The sequence below is a fragment of the Aminobacter sp. MDW-2 genome (assembly GCF_014250155.1).
In the GTDB taxonomy this organism is placed as follows: domain Bacteria; phylum Pseudomonadota; class Alphaproteobacteria; order Rhizobiales; family Rhizobiaceae; genus Aminobacter; species Aminobacter ciceronei.
Genome location: NZ_CP060197.1, coordinates 2,555,868 through 2,568,706 on the forward strand (window position 1 = coordinate 2,555,868; position 12,839 = coordinate 2,568,706).

General features: G+C 62.6%; 16 protein-coding genes. 9 read left to right on the forward strand and 7 right to left on the reverse strand.

The annotated features are described in order from the left end of the window. The first annotated feature begins 119 nt into the window (after nt 1–119). The 3 genes from H5P29_RS12440 (at nt 120) to H5P29_RS12450 (ending at nt 1,620) form a co-directional block, all read left to right on the forward strand. A complete protein-coding gene (locus H5P29_RS12440) occupies nt 120–434 on the forward strand; it encodes an accessory factor UbiK family protein (RefSeq protein WP_067959433.1) in 315 nt (104 codons plus the stop codon). A gap of 316 nt (nt 435–750) precedes the next feature. After that, entirely contained in the window at nt 751–1,251 is a 501-nt protein-coding gene (locus H5P29_RS12445) for a YbjN domain-containing protein (protein ID WP_067959436.1), read from the forward strand. 9 nt (nt 1,252–1,260) lie between these two features. Continuing rightward, nucleotides 1,261–1,620: a tRNA-binding protein gene (locus tag H5P29_RS12450; RefSeq protein ID WP_067959441.1), complete on the forward strand. Its 360-nt coding sequence runs from the start codon at nt 1,261–1,263 to the stop codon at nt 1,618–1,620. Between the two features lie 137 nt (nt 1,621–1,757). Here the strand turns inward: H5P29_RS12450 and H5P29_RS12455 are convergent, their stop codons facing one another. Then, nucleotides 1,758–2,762 carry a glycosyltransferase family 1 protein gene (locus tag H5P29_RS12455; protein WP_067959444.1) on the reverse strand — a complete coding sequence of 335 codons (1,005 nt, stop codon included), beginning with the start codon at nt 2,760–2,762 and terminating at the stop codon, nt 1,758–1,760. A 394-nt stretch (nt 2,763–3,156) separates the two neighbouring features. Between H5P29_RS12455 and H5P29_RS12460 the strand changes: the two genes are divergently transcribed. The 3 genes from H5P29_RS12460 to H5P29_RS12470 all read left to right on the forward strand — a co-directional run bounded on the left by H5P29_RS12460 (nt 3,157) and on the right by H5P29_RS12470 (nt 5,799). Continuing rightward, nucleotides 3,157–4,005, forward strand: coding sequence for a MetQ/NlpA family ABC transporter substrate-binding protein (locus tag H5P29_RS12460; protein ID WP_067959447.1), 849 nt, complete (start codon nt 3,157–3,159; stop codon nt 4,003–4,005). A gap of 74 nt (nt 4,006–4,079) precedes the next feature. Then, nucleotides 4,080–5,162, forward strand: coding sequence for a methionine ABC transporter ATP-binding protein (locus H5P29_RS12465; RefSeq protein WP_154384766.1), 1,083 nt, complete (start codon nt 4,080–4,082; stop codon nt 5,160–5,162). Further along, nucleotides 5,143–5,799 (forward strand): methionine ABC transporter permease, encoded by a 657-nt coding sequence (locus tag H5P29_RS12470; RefSeq protein ID WP_067959453.1) that lies wholly within the window; start codon nt 5,143–5,145, stop codon nt 5,797–5,799. The genes H5P29_RS12465 and H5P29_RS12470 overlap by 20 nt, the downstream gene beginning before the upstream one ends. Here H5P29_RS12470 and H5P29_RS12475 read toward each other — a convergent pair whose 3' ends face one another. The 4 genes from H5P29_RS12475 to H5P29_RS12490 all read right to left on the reverse strand — a co-directional run bounded on the left by H5P29_RS12475 (nt 5,800) and on the right by H5P29_RS12490 (nt 9,173). Beyond that, a complete protein-coding gene (locus H5P29_RS12475) occupies nt 5,800–7,212 on the reverse strand; it encodes an ATP-binding protein (RefSeq protein ID WP_154384767.1) in 1,413 nt (470 codons plus the stop codon). A 373-nt stretch (nt 7,213–7,585) separates the two neighbouring features. Next, entirely contained in the window at nt 7,586–7,825 is a 240-nt protein-coding gene (locus tag H5P29_RS12480) for a hypothetical protein (protein WP_067966263.1), read from the reverse strand. Nucleotides 7,826–7,933: 108 nt separating this feature from the next. Next, a complete protein-coding gene (locus tag H5P29_RS12485; RefSeq protein WP_067959456.1) occupies nt 7,934–8,653 on the reverse strand; it encodes a response regulator in 720 nt (239 codons plus the stop codon). Continuing rightward, nucleotides 8,643–9,173, reverse strand: a complete 531-nt coding sequence (locus H5P29_RS12490) for a MarR family winged helix-turn-helix transcriptional regulator (RefSeq protein WP_067959459.1) — start codon at nt 9,171–9,173, stop codon at nt 8,643–8,645. Before H5P29_RS12490 ends, H5P29_RS12485 begins: the two co-directional genes overlap by 11 nt. Before the next feature lie 238 nt (nt 9,174–9,411). Here H5P29_RS12490 and H5P29_RS12495 point away from each other — a divergent pair, with 238 nt between their 5' ends. The 3 genes from H5P29_RS12495 (at nt 9,412) to H5P29_RS12505 (ending at nt 11,641) form a co-directional block, all read left to right on the forward strand. Beyond that, the gene (locus H5P29_RS12495) at nt 9,412–10,305 is read left to right on the forward strand and encodes a branched-chain amino acid aminotransferase (RefSeq protein WP_154384768.1); all 894 of its coding nucleotides are present in this window, start codon (nt 9,412–9,414) and stop codon (nt 10,303–10,305) included. Between the two features lie 151 nt (nt 10,306–10,456). Further along, nucleotides 10,457–10,747 carry a hypothetical protein gene (locus H5P29_RS12500; RefSeq protein WP_154384769.1) on the forward strand — a complete coding sequence of 97 codons (291 nt, stop codon included), beginning with the start codon at nt 10,457–10,459 and terminating at the stop codon, nt 10,745–10,747. A 252-nt stretch (nt 10,748–10,999) separates the two neighbouring features. After that, entirely contained in the window at nt 11,000–11,641 is a 642-nt protein-coding gene (locus H5P29_RS12505) for an MBL fold metallo-hydrolase (RefSeq protein ID WP_154384770.1), read from the forward strand. A 185-nt stretch (nt 11,642–11,826) separates the two neighbouring features. Here the strand turns inward: H5P29_RS12505 and H5P29_RS12510 are convergent, their stop codons facing one another. Next, complete coding sequence (locus tag H5P29_RS12510; protein WP_067959472.1) at nt 11,827–12,267, reverse strand: BA14K family protein; 441 nt, start codon at nt 12,265–12,267, stop codon at nt 11,827–11,829. Between the two features lie 205 nt (nt 12,268–12,472). Then, nucleotides 12,473–12,685 (reverse strand): cold-shock protein, encoded by a 213-nt coding sequence (locus tag H5P29_RS12515; protein WP_018428999.1) that lies wholly within the window; start codon nt 12,683–12,685, stop codon nt 12,473–12,475. Nucleotides 12,686–12,839: the final 154 nt, after the last annotated feature.

Consider the following 12,839-nt stretch of genomic DNA (forward strand, 5'->3'; position numbering starts at 1 on the left):
AAGTCATTGCGAGCAGGCGGGCATCTTTGCCGCAGCATTTGGCACCCTGTCGGGGCCACGATATCCTTGCATTCCGGGGCTTGCGCCACTACGTCGAATGGACAACGCGAGGGTTAGCCATGACGACCGGACCGAACCGCATTCTGGATGAATTCGCCAAGCTGATGACCGATGCCGCGGGTGCCGCCCAGGGCGTCAGGCGCGAGGTCGAAACCGCGTTCCGTTCGCAGGCCGAGCGGGCGATGAATTCGCTCGAACTGGTCCAGCGCGAGGAGTTCGAGGCGGTTCGCGACATGGCGATCAAGGCACGTGCCGAAAACAAGGCGCTGGTTGCCCGCATAGAGGCACTCGAGGCTCAACTCGCCGGCCGCGCCGGTGAAGATGCCGACACGGCCTCACCGGCGGCCTCGCCAAAGCCCCGTACAAAGAAATAATTCGTTAACTTTTCCACAAAGCGCCATCCGAAAAAGTGCTTTGTCGTGAATCGCTTACCGGGGCTTTGTGAATCTGCGCCGCAGCCTGTTTCCACATCCGAATGGGACGTTGCGAAAAATTGGGCTGTTCACGAGAGTCACGATCAATACACTGAATTTACTGCACGATTCGAAACACCGTCGTGCACCGGATGGCGCGGTCCGGCTGGGGGGTATTGAGTCCGGCAGCGCTGGTCGTCCGAGTTCAAGAATAAGTTCGTCGTGTGTGTCCCCCGCGCGGAGCGCGATGACGCGCCCGGAACGACAGGAAGCATTTATGGAACTTCTCGAACTCGAGTTCTCCCGCGAAATCCATCCGGTGGATGTCATCGAGCAGGTGGCTCATAACAACGACTGGGCGTTCGAACGTGCCGGCGACGACGAGATCTCGATTTCAGTCGTCGGCAACTGGACCGAGTACCAGGTGTCGTTTTCCTGGATGGAAGACTTCGAGGCCCTGCATCTGGCATGCGCCTTCGATGTCAAGGTGCCTGAAAGCCGTACGCTTGAGATTCTCAGGCTCTTGTCGCTGATCAACGAGCAGATGCTGTTCGGGCATTTCGATCTTTGGGAAACCGAAGGCGCGATCATGTTCCGCCAGTCGCTGCTGCTCGCCGGCGGCGTCGAGCCGACCAGCCAGCAGGTCGAAGTGCTGCTGTCATCGGCGCTTGAAGCCTGCGAATGCTATTTCCAGGCTTTCCAGTTCGTCGTCTGGTCGGGCACCTCGGCCAAGGACGCACTGGCCAGCGTGCTGTTCGAGACGCACGGCAACGCCTGAGACTGTCGGATGAGTTCGCACAAGGCGCCGAAAGCGGAGATCAGCTTTGCCGATTTCGACAAGGTCGACATACGCACCGGCACGATCGTCGAGGTCGAGCCGTTCCCGGAAGCGCGCAAGCCGGCGTTCAAGCTGAAGATCGATTTTGGCACCGATATCGGCGTCAAGAAATCGTCGGCGCAGATCACCAAATATTATACGCCCGAGACGCTGCTGGGTCGGCAGGTGTTCGCCGTCGTCAACTTCCCGCCGCGCCAGATCGGCCCGTTCATGTCGGAAGTGCTCACCCTTGGCTTCCCCGACGAGGACGGCGACGTCGTGCTCGGCGCCATAGAGCGCAAGGTGCCGGACGGCGGCCGCCTGTTCTAGGATTCAGGTGAGGCCGGCCTGCAAATGGCGGCTCCCTGCGTTTCCGGTACTCACGTACCCAAATGTAGGGTCCGTTCCGGTTCTCGGAACCCACCATTTTCGACTCGGCCTGACCTGAATCGCGGATGCGCTGGGCATCACGCGGCGTAAGCCGCCTTCACATTGTCCAGGAACATTTCGGCGCAGGCATTCCAGGTGTAGCGCATGGCCCGTTCGCGGGCCTCGGTGCGGTCGACCTTGAGTGCGCCCAGTGCTGCCTCGCGCAGGTCTTCCGAAACAACGCCTCCGATGCCGTCGCCGACGATGTCGATCGGCCCAGTCACCGGATAGGCGGCAACAGGCGTGCCGCTGGCCAGCGCCTCGATGATGACATTGCCGAAGGTGTCGGTGCGGCTCGGGAAGACGAAAACGTCTGATGAGGCGTAGATCTCGGCCAGTTCGTCGCTCGGGCGGCGCCCGAGGAAATGCGCCTCAGGATATTTTGCCTTCAGCCTTTCGAGTTCTGGCCCGTCGCCGACAAGCACCTTGGTACCGGGCAGGTCGAGGTCGAGGAAGGCTGGCAGGTTCTTCTCCACCGCGATGCGGCCGACGCACAGGAAGATCGGCCGCGGCAGGTCCATCTCGACCTTCTTGTCGGGATGGAAGTGGTTGATGTCGACGCCGCGCGTCCATGGTCGGAGTTTTTCGAAGCCCCGCGACGCCAGGTCGTCGGCGAGCGACTGCGTTGCGACCATGCAGCCCTGGCCGGAGTTGTGGAAATTGCGCAGCAGGCCGTAGGTCCAGCTCTCCGGCAGCGGCAGACGGGCGCTTACATATTCGGGAAAGCGGGTGTGGTAGCTTGTGGTGAAGGGGCGCTTGTTGGCGAGGCAATAGCGCCGCGCCATCATGCCGAGCGGGCCTTCGGTCACCAGATGGATGTGGTCGGGTCGCCGTTGCTCGATGATCCGCGCCACGTTGCCGGGCGTGGTCAGCGCCAGCCTTATGTCGGGATAGGTCGGCATCGGCAAGGTGCGGAAGATGTTGGGTGTCAGGAAGTCGGCCTCGGCACCGAAGGCGGTCAGGGTTTCGGCCAGTCGTTCGAGCGTGTGGACGACGCCATTGATCTGCGGACGCCATGCGTCGGTGACCATCAGGATGCGCAAGGGCGTCTTCCCCGTTGTCCGCGTCCCGGCCTGCCGGGAATCAGCGGTCCTCCATTCGTTGCGAGGCGCCTTTGAGCAGCATTGCATGACGCTGGAATGACGACGGCTTTGTTCGCAACGGCTGCAGCGCCGCGCGTCCACTCGGATGCCCGCAGGACGCTGTACCGATTTGAAGTGATGCATGACCCGAAAATCGACTCGGATTTTCGGGTCATGCGCGGGCGAGGTCGGTTCTGCCCGAACCGGTATTTTCTTTGTGACGATTTTTCCCGGGGCGGGGCTCGGCGTGAAATCCGATCCTTTGCCTGGAGAGGGGCGTTTGCCGAGGATATGGCCAAGCTTCGCATTGAGCGGGGCGAGCCATCCTCCCAACGGCTCTCAGTGAGAATTCGAAATGACCGAGATCACCAAGTCCCTTTCCAACCGCAACACGATCAGCCGCCGCACGGCATTTGCCGCGCTGCTCGCCTCCGTCGTCACCGTCATCAGCTTCACCGTTCCGCAACAGGCGCTCGCCGAGGATAAGACCGCGATCAAGGTCGGCATCATCTCAGGCGAGGACGAGGATGTCTGGCGCGTGGTGAAGGCCGAGGCCGCCAAGCAGGGCCTCGCCATCGAAACCGTCGTGTTCAACGACTACACCCAACCAAACGAGGCGCTGGAGCGCGGCGAGATCGACGCCAACGCCTTCCAGCACCAGCCTTATCTCGACAACCAGATCAAGACGCAGGGCTACCATATTACCCCAGTCGGCTACACCGGCCTGTGGCCGATCGGACTCTATTCGAAGAAGCACGCCAAGGTCGAGGCGCTGCCGGAAGCCGCCGTCATCGGTGTGCCCAACGATCCCTCCAACGAAGGCCGTGCCCTGCGTGTGCTCGCCGACGCCGGCCTGATCAAGCTCAAGGACGGCATCGGCATCCTGGCAACCGTCGCCGACGTCGTCGATAATCCGAAGAAGTTCGAGATCAAGGAACTCGACGCCGGCATCGTCGGCCGTTCGGTCGAGGATCTCGACGCCGCGGTGGTCAACACCGACTGGGCGCTGAAGAGCGGGCTGACGCCCGAGCACCGGATCGCCCAGGAGCCGGTAGCCGAAAATCCGTACCGCAACTTCATCGCCGTCAAGACCGGCAGCGAGAACGAAGCCTGGGTCAAGAAGCTTGTCGCCGCCTATCAGAACCCGACCGTCAAGGCCGAGTTCGACCGCGTCTACAAGGGCACCGGCGTCGCCGCCTACTGAGCTTGACGACTGATTACAATGGAGGCGGCCTGCCATGAATGGCGGGCCGCCTTCCGCATTGCCGAGGGAATTTCATGACCCAGCATTTTGCACCCATCGAAGGGGCGTCCCCTGTCGATACTGCGCTGTCGGAGACGGTGGTGCGCATCGTCGACCTCAGGCGGCGCTTCGGCCAGACACCGGCCGTCGACGGCGTTTCGCTCACCGTGCGCAAGGGCGAGGTACTTGGTATCATCGGCCGCAGCGGCGCCGGCAAGTCGACGCTGATCCGCTGCCTGAACGGACTGGAGCGACCCGACAGTGGCCAGATCTTCGTCGAGGGCCGTGAAATCACTGGCCTCAGCGAGCGCGATCTGCAGCCGCTGCGCCGACGTATCGGCATGATCTTCCAGCACTTCAACCTATTGTCGGCCAAGACTGTCGAGGAGAATGTCGCGCTGCCGCTCAAGATCGAAGGCCAGTCCAGGGACGAGCGGCTCAGGCGTGCCGCCGAACTGCTCGAACTCGTCGGTCTCGCCGACAAGGCCAAGGCCTACCCAGCGGCACTTTCGGGCGGGCAGAAGCAGCGCGTCGGCATCGCGCGCGCGCTCGCCGCGCGGCCGGCGGTCCTGCTCTCCGACGAGGCGACCTCGGCGCTCGATCCAGAGACGACGCGCTCGATCCTGGCATTGCTGAAGGACATCAACCAAAAGCTCGGCCTGACTATCCTGCTGATCACCCACGAGATGGAGGTGGTCCGCAGCATTGCCGACCGCGTCGCCGTCATCGATGCCGGGCGAATCGTCGAGGAAGGGCCGGTGTGGTCGATCTTCGCCGACCCGCGCACCGAAGTGACGCGCAGCCTGCTCGCCGGCATCCGGCCGCAGCTGCCGCAGGCGATCGCCACACGGCTAACCGGCGTTGGACGCGAGGCCATCCTGCGCGTCGACATCGCAGGCGAAGCGGCGCGCCGGCCGCTGCTCCAGGAACTGGCAACGTCGGTTCCCGGCCGGTTCCGGCTGGTCCATGGCGGCATCGACACCATACAGGGGGAGCCTGTCGGCACGCTGTTCCTCGGCATCGACACTGCATCGCGCGGTATCGCCGAAACAATCGAATTCCTGAATGCCCGGAAAGCGCGGGTCGAGGTGCTTGGTTATGTCACAGACAATGCTTGAACTTCTTCTGCGCTCGTTGTGGGAGACCGTGCTGATGACGGCGGCATCGGGCTTGATCTCTCTCGTCTTCGGCTTGCCGCTCGGCCTAGCGCTCGTTGCCACCGACCGCGGCGGTATCGCCTGCAATCGCTGGGTCAACGGAATCCTTGGCGCACTCGTCAACGGCTTCCGCTCGGTGCCGTTCATCATCCTCCTGGTGGCGCTGATCCCAGTGACGCGGTTGATCGTCGGCACGTCGATCGGCACCTGGGCGGCGATCGTACCGCTGGCGATTGCCGCCACGCCCTATTATGCGCGCATCGCCGAAGTGTCGCTGCGCGAGGTCGATCGCGGCCTGATCGAGGCTGTGCGCGCCATGGGCGGCGGGCGCTGGGCGATCATCCGTGAGGTGCTGGTACCCGAGGCACTGCCAGGCATCGTTGCCGGCTTCACCGTTACGCTGGTGACGCTGGTCGGCGCCTCGGCCATGGCGGGTGCCATCGGTGCGGGCGGGCTCGGCGACCTCGCCATTCGCTACGGTTACCAGCGTTTCGAGACGGCTGTCATGGTTGCGGTCGTGGCTGTGCTGATCGTGCTCGTCTGTGGCATCCAGTGGATCGGCGACAGGCTGGTGACGCGGCTCGATCGCCGCGGCTGATCAGGCCGGCACGCGTATCATGGCGCGCAGGCCGCCCAGCGGGCTGTCGCTCAGCTTGATGTCGCCACCATGGCTGCGGGCGATGTCGCGGGCGACGGCCAGGCCGAGGCCGGTGCCGGTCGAATCAAGATTGCGCGCCTCGTCGAGGCGGTAGAACGGCTTGAACACCTCTTCGCGCTTCTCTTCCGGAATGCCGGGGCCGTTGTCGTCGACCATCACCACCAGCATGCCGCGATCGTGGACCGCCTTGACCTCGACCTCCTTGGCATAGCGGAAGGCGTTGCCGACGACGTTCTGCAGCAGGCGGTTGAACGCATTGGGGCGAACATGCACCTCGGGCTCGCCGACGAGCGTGATCTTGAGCTTGCGCTTGCGCAGCTTGGCTTCGTCACCCAGCCTGTCGAGATAGGTGGCAAGATCGAAGCGGCCGGGATCCTCCGAAGCCTCGCCGCGGGCGAAAGCCAGATAGGCCTCGAGCATCGACTGCATGTCGTCGACGTCCTGGCTGAGTGCTTCGGTGTCGACCTTGCTGCCTGACAGAGCCAGCTGCAGCTTGAAGCGCGTCAGGATGGTGCGCAGGTCGTGGCTGACGCCGGTCAGCATCGCCGTGCGCTGCTCGATCTGGCGTTCGATGCGTTCGCGCATCTGGATGAAGGCGAAACCGGCGCGTCGCACTTCTTCGGCGCCGCGTGGCCGGAAGTTGACCGGCATCGGCCGGCCCTTGCCAAAACTTTCGGCAGCCTCGGTGAGTTGCAAGATCGGGCGGATCTGGTTGCGCAGGAACGGAATGGCGATCATCAGCAGGACCAGTGACGTGCCGACCATCCACAGCAGGAAGATGTGGGTGTTCGAGGCATAGGCCTGGCTGCGGCGCACGAACACGCGCAATACCTTGTCGTCGAGCTGGACGCGCACTTCGACGATGTTGGAGTTGCCGACGGTATCGAGCCAGAACGGCCGGTTGATCTGCTTGCGGATTTCCGACGACAGCGCCTGGTCGAGGATCGAGAAGAACGGTTTCGGGCCAGGCGGGGGCAGGGGTTCGGCCGGCAACAGGTCGATCTTCAGCGACATGCGCTCCTGGGCGATGCGGATGATCTGGGCATAACTTTCGGGCTGCGGAAAGGTGTCGAGCAGGTCGATGATGCCGGCGATGTCACGCGTCACCGCCTGTGACAGGCGCACAGTCACCGTCTGCCAGTGCCGCTCCATGAAGACGAAGGCGACGACCGACTGCAGCAGGATCATCGGCGTGATGACGATGAGCAGCGAGCGCGCGTAGAGCCGCTTCGGCATATAGATGGAGACACGTCGCCAGAAGCGGTTCCAGCTGCGCGGCACAGCCGTCAGCGCACGCCACATGCGTGTGCCGAGCCTGCCTCCGCCGGGCCGTTCCATGTCGGTGGTTGCCATCCGCCCTTCCACTTGCCGCCAACCGGTCAGGTTCCGGCCGGCTCGCCTCGATCCTAGCCCACGCCGGATCGTTCTGAAACTGTCTTTGAAGTTCAACAGCTTACGTTGTCAAACTCCGTCTCGCCCGATGCTGAAAACATAGGGCTTTTTCCTACAGCGCCAAATGGCTCTGGATTTACCGATGCCTGGAGAAGATCACCCGGAACTGTGCCGAGACTGTGTCGCCAGTGCGTCGATGATCTCGGGCGCGGACAGACAGAGCGTCCGACCCACGTGTTGCGGCACAACAAAATTTGCCCGCCGTTGCGACCAGGTTGATGAACGGGGGATGACGAGGTTCGGGCCGCTGACACGGCCCGAAGTCGTCTGGCGGTCAGATGCCGAGCAGTTTCTTGGCTTCGTTGAGGGCTGTTTCCGATCCGGCGTGGTCGCCGGATGCGTGCAACTGTTCGCCCTTGGCGCGCAGTTCCTTGACCTTCGTCATGTCCGCCTCGGCGAGCGTGGAGGCGGGCAGAGCAGCGTCGATCGCCGCCATGATGCTCGGGCAGGAATGGGCGAATGCGGTGGCAGGCAAGACAGACAGGGCAAATGCAAGCGTGATAGCACGTAACATGGCCGTTTCTCCCGCGCCGGCCCGCTTGATGCGGAAGAGTTGTTGCCGGCGGGCCATGTTACCTCGGAGTGACCGGCTTCAACAACCGGCCCTCCGGAACTGCTCCGGCTACTCCACGCTGAGCCGGTAGCCGATGCCGCGTACCGTCTGCAGCCAGACGGGATTGGCCGGATCGCGCTCGATCTTGCGCCGCAGACGGTTGATCTGGACGTCGATGGTGCGCTCGCCGACTTCCGAGTCGCCGGTCACCAGTTCATGGCGCGGGATGGTCTCGCCGGCACGCGCGGCGAAGATGGCGAGGATTTCCTGCTCCCGGTCGGTCAGCTTGAGGGCTTCGCCGCCACGCTTCAGTTCGCGGCGGGCGATCTGGAAGGTGTAGGGGCCGAACACCAACTGCTCGACCTTCGGTGTTGCCGCCGGGCCGCCGCGGCGCAGGATGTTGTTGATCCTGAGGATCAGTTCGCGCGGGTCGAACGGCTTGGGCAGATAGTCGTCGGCGCCGGCCTCGAGGCCGGTGATGCGGCTGTCGGTCTCCGACAGTGCCGTCAGCATCAGGATCGGCACGTCCTTCTGGTCACGCAGCGACTTGGTCAATTCGATGCCGTTTTCGCCCGGCATCATCACGTCGAGGATGAGAAGGTCGAAGTCGAGGCCGGCAAGCTTGCGCCGCGCTTCGTCTGCATTGCCCGCGACAGTAACGCGAAAGCCGTTTTCGGTCAGATACTGCTTGAGCAGGTTGCGGATGCGCGTGTCGTCGTCGACGACGAGCAGATGCGGAGCATCGTCGCCCAACGTGGCCTGGCTGGCCGTCTTGTCGTTATTCTCCATGGTCTTTCCCCGGCGTGTTTCCGGGCAGATGATCAATCTGCGCCCTTAATTCGGGATTGACCATCGCCTTGAGGAATCTTTCGATCCAGGCGCGCTCGGTCTCTCCCGCGCCCTCCAGTGCCGCATGGATGCGGCGTGACTGTGGCCGCGCCAGCGCCAGTGTCAATGTACGGCCCTTGGGCGTCGGGTAGAGTTCGCGCTGGCGCCGGTCGCGCGGCCCCTGCACCTGAACGATGTAGCCGGCGTCGATGAGCTGCTTGAGCACCCGCGCGAGGCTCTGCTTGGTAATCTTGAGCACGTCGAGCAGCTCGGCGACCGTCAGTCCGGGCAGGCGGTTGACGAAGTGCAGCACGCGGTGATGGGCGCGGCCGAAACCGTACTCGGCGAGGATCTGGTCGGGGTCGGAAGTGAAGTCGCGATAGGCGAAATACATCAGCTCGATGATCGAGAAATCGATGCCTTCGTCTGCCGTCACGGCGGTACGGATCGGTTGGGCGGTTGCGCCGCTGCGTTGTGCCATAGAATTCCTGTTCGTCAATTTATGTCAGCACTATTGACATAAATTAGGTGCGATGGTAATTTTTGCCAAGCTTTTCGGCGGATTGCGAACGAAAAGGCAAGGTGCGGTGGTTTTTTCCGAAACATCGTGAGTTTGCTTTGGTATTCTGCCCCGCCTACGCTTTATCCATCAGGCCCCTTCGGGCCATCAAGAACGATACGAAACGATAGGCAGGCTCCCGCCTGCGGGAAGGTTTACCATGGCATCCGTTCCTTTCGACAAGCTCGATGGATTCATCTGGATGAACGGCGAGTTCGTCCAATGGGCCGACGCCAAGATTCACGTACTAACCCATGGTCTGCACTATGCAAGCGCGGTGTTCGAGGGTGAGCGCGCCTATGGCGGCGAGATTTTCAAGCTGACCGAGCACACCGAGCGCCTGCACGAGTCCGCCCGCATCCTGGGCTTCACCATTCCCTATTCGGTCGAGGTGATCGACGATGCCTGCCGCGAGCTCTTGAAGAAGCAGGGCTTCAAGGACGCCTATGTGCGCCCGATCGCCTGGCGTGGCAGCGAGGAAATGGGCGTCGCCGCCCATAAGAACCGCATCAATGTCGCCGTCGCGATCTGGCAGTGGCCGAGCTATTTCGACCCGGCGCAGAAGCTGAAAGGCATCCGCCTCGACATCGCCGAATGGCGCCGCCCCGACCCGCGTACGGCACCGTCGAAGTCCAAGGCTGCCGGCCTCTACATGATCTGCACGCTGTCCAAGCATGCGGCCGAGGCCAAGGGTTATGCCGATGCGATGATGCTTGACTGGCGCGGCCAGGTCGCCGAGGCCACGGGCGCCAACATCTTCTTCGTCAAGGACGGCAAGGTGCATACACCAAAGCCGGACTGCTTCCTCGATGGCATCACGCGCCGCACTGTCATTGGCCTTGCCAAGGATCGCGGCCTCGAAGTCGTCGAGCGGGTGATCATGCCGGACGAACTGGAAGGCTTCGAGCAATGCTTCCTGACCGGCACGGCGGCTGAAGTGACGCCGGTTTCGGAGATCGGGCAGTACCGATTCGAGGTCGGCGAAATCGCCAAGACGCTGATGAACGACTATTCTGCGGCGGTTCAGCCCAAGCACGCGATTGCTGCTGAATAACAAGCAGAATCAATTAATTGACCTTGCAGAAGGGCGGTTTTCGGACCGCCCTTTCTGCGTCTTCCCAGCCCAATTTGACATTCCCCGATTTCAGGGTCTGATGTTGCTGTCGGCATACTGAGGGCCGGCATGCAATTTGGAGGGAATTGTTATGGAATCGCTTCTTCCTATCATCATACAAATTGTAACCGGCGTTATCGGTGGACAGGCCGTCGGCGCGGCGATCAAGACGGCGGCGATGGGGCAGGTGACGAAATTGCTCGCCGGTGGCGTCGGCGGTCTCGCGGGCGGACAGATCCTCGGCAGCCTTCTCGGCGGCGCGGCTGATCCGGCAACGGCAGGTGCACTCAGCGGCATTCTCGGCGATGTGGTTGGTGGTGCCGGCGGCGGCGCCATCGTGACGGCCATCGTCGGCGCGATCATGGGTGCCATGAAGAAATAATCCCGCTACAGATTGGAATTCGGATTGGGCGGCTGCGGCCGCCCCTTTCATTTCTGGATCAGAGGCGCTGCCTGCCACCCACCAGAATGGGCATGGACGAAGCGCGCGTCAGTCCTTATGTCGGGGCGAACTTGGCGCATCGGCCCGAAAATCGGTGTCGATTTTCGGAAAGCACGATGCGCAGATTCACACAGTTGGAGCGTCCTTTGTGCGTCCATTCGGACGCACGGCGCTCCAAGGAAAGGACCCGCCATGGGACAGCTCAATGCCGGGATCGTGCCGGTTACGCCCTTCCAGCAGAACTGCACGATCCTGTTCGATACCGACGACAAGACCGGCGTCGTGGTCGATCCGGGCGGCGATGTCGACACCATCCTGTCGGTGCTCAAGCAAAACGGCATCACGATCACGGCGATCTGGCTGACCCACGGCCATATCGACCATGCCGGTGGCGCGATGGAGCTGAAGGATGCGCTCGGCGTCGACATCATCGGCCCGCACGAGGCCGACAAGCCGCTGCTCGACAATCTGGTGACCCAGGCCCAGAAATTCGGCATGGACGGTTCGGTGCGCAATTGCGTGCCTGACCGGTTCCTCACCGAGGGCGAAACCGTGTCCTTCGGAACTCATGTTTTCGAGGTGCTGCATTGCCCCGGCCACGCGCCCGGCCACGTTGTCTTCTACAACCGTGACGCGAAATTCGCTCATGTCGGCGACGTGCTGTTCCAAGGCTCTGTCGGCCGCACCGACCTCTATGGCGGCGACCACGCCACCTTGATCCGGTCGATCAAGGAGAAACTCCTGCCGCTCGGCGACGAGATCGGCTTCATCTGTGGCCACGGCCCGGGCAGCCGCTTCGGCGACGAACGCCGCAGCAATCCCTATCTGGTTTGATTGGATCGATCAGGCCGTCTGCCTGATCTGAGGCGGCCGCTGTCGGTCTGCTCCGCAGCAGCCTTTCGCCCAACGGACTACCTCACATAAAGAACGGCGCCAACCGCAAGGCTGGCGCCGTTTTGTCATTTTGGCTGCCGCGGCCGGGCAGGGAGGGCCGCCACAGTCCATGCCCGTGGCTTCGGTCAGTTGGCTTCGCAGAAGCGCTCGACGCCGTCATAGCCGGTGAAGGTGCCGCTGCGCGGCTTGAAGCTGCGGTAGCGGTCCGAACAGTAGCTGTACCATTCGGGCGTCCACGGCTCGATCGCGTAGCTCTCGCGATAGACCACACGGCGCTGCACCGGGGCGGGGCGATAGTAGTCCTGGCCATAATCCTGGCGGTAGACGCGGCGCGGCTGCGGCTCGTAGTCGTAATAGTCGTCATAGACCGGCTGCGAACGGTTGGCGTTGCCAGCAATCACGGCGCCCGCGATGAGGCCGAGCGCACCCGCAGCGACGATCGCGCCGGTGTTGTCGTGGCGGTTGTGACGGCGCCAGCGCTCGCCGGCCTCGGCCGCGGGCAGGGCGGTCAACGTGGTAGCGGCAACTGCCGCCGAAAGGACGAGGGTCTTGAAAATACGGTTCATGTCGGTCTCCTTCGCCGTCCGGCCCGTATCAAGGCCAGAATTTAGCGTCGACACTATGTCTAGGGGAGCCCGCCTGAACGCAGCCTGAACGGATCTTCAGGTGCAATGGGTCAAAGAGACTACCGCCGACAAACGCCAATATGCGTTGCGGCGAATACAGCAGCATGCTTGGCCGGAGCACGAACTCCGGCCTCCTTGAAGGTTCTCAGCCGACGGTCAGATTGACGGCCTTCGGACCCTTGCCGCGCTTGTCCGGCTCGGTGTCGAAAGAAACCTTCTGCCCATCCTCAAGACCGGGAAGACCCGACGCCTGCACGGCCGAAATATGAACGAAGACATCCTTCGCTCCGTCGTCCGGCGTGATGAAGCCGAAGCCTTTGGCATGATTGAAGAACTTGACGGTGCCGGTCTGCGGCATGGGAAACTCCTCTGATCCCATCAATTCCAGTCTTCGGGCCGGCAAATGCCCGAAGTGGAAATTTGTCGTTCATTTTTGGGTCATCGGCAAGCAAAAGTTTTGCCTGCCGATACCTGTCCTAAGGCTGCTCAGGCCCGGCAATTACCGGGCCCAA

Coding starts and splice junctions, on each gene's coding strand:
- H5P29_RS12475 (WP_154384767.1), bottom strand. CDS start 7,212: ATGGCAACCACCGACATGGAACGGCCCGGCGGAGGCAGGCTCGGCACA.
- H5P29_RS12445 (WP_067959436.1), top strand. CDS start 751: ATGGAACTTCTCGAACTCGAGTTCTCCCGCGAAATCCATCCGGTGGAT.
- H5P29_RS12510 (WP_067959472.1), bottom strand. CDS start 12,267: ATGAACCGTATTTTCAAGACCCTCGTCCTTTCGGCGGCAGTTGCCGCT.
- H5P29_RS12450 (WP_067959441.1), top strand. CDS start 1,261: ATGAGTTCGCACAAGGCGCCGAAAGCGGAGATCAGCTTTGCCGATTTC.
- H5P29_RS12465 (WP_154384766.1), top strand. CDS start 4,080: ATGACCCAGCATTTTGCACCCATCGAAGGGGCGTCCCCTGTCGATACT.
- H5P29_RS12470 (WP_067959453.1), top strand. CDS start 5,143: ATGTCACAGACAATGCTTGAACTTCTTCTGCGCTCGTTGTGGGAGACC.
- H5P29_RS12480 (WP_067966263.1), bottom strand. CDS start 7,825: ATGTTACGTGCTATCACGCTTGCATTTGCCCTGTCTGTCTTGCCTGCC.
- H5P29_RS12440 (WP_067959433.1), top strand. CDS start 120: ATGACGACCGGACCGAACCGCATTCTGGATGAATTCGCCAAGCTGATG.
- H5P29_RS12500 (WP_154384769.1), top strand. CDS start 10,457: ATGGAATCGCTTCTTCCTATCATCATACAAATTGTAACCGGCGTTATC.
- H5P29_RS12485 (WP_067959456.1), bottom strand. CDS start 8,653: ATGGAGAATAACGACAAGACGGCCAGCCAGGCCACGTTGGGCGACGAT.
- H5P29_RS12515 (WP_018428999.1), bottom strand. CDS start 12,685: ATGCCGCAGACCGGCACCGTCAAGTTCTTCAATCATGCCAAAGGCTTC.
- H5P29_RS12495 (WP_154384768.1), top strand. CDS start 9,412: ATGGCATCCGTTCCTTTCGACAAGCTCGATGGATTCATCTGGATGAAC.
- H5P29_RS12505 (WP_154384770.1), top strand. CDS start 11,000: ATGGGACAGCTCAATGCCGGGATCGTGCCGGTTACGCCCTTCCAGCAG.
- H5P29_RS12490 (WP_067959459.1), bottom strand. CDS start 9,173: ATGGCACAACGCAGCGGCGCAACCGCCCAACCGATCCGTACCGCCGTG.
- H5P29_RS12460 (WP_067959447.1), top strand. CDS start 3,157: ATGACCGAGATCACCAAGTCCCTTTCCAACCGCAACACGATCAGCCGC.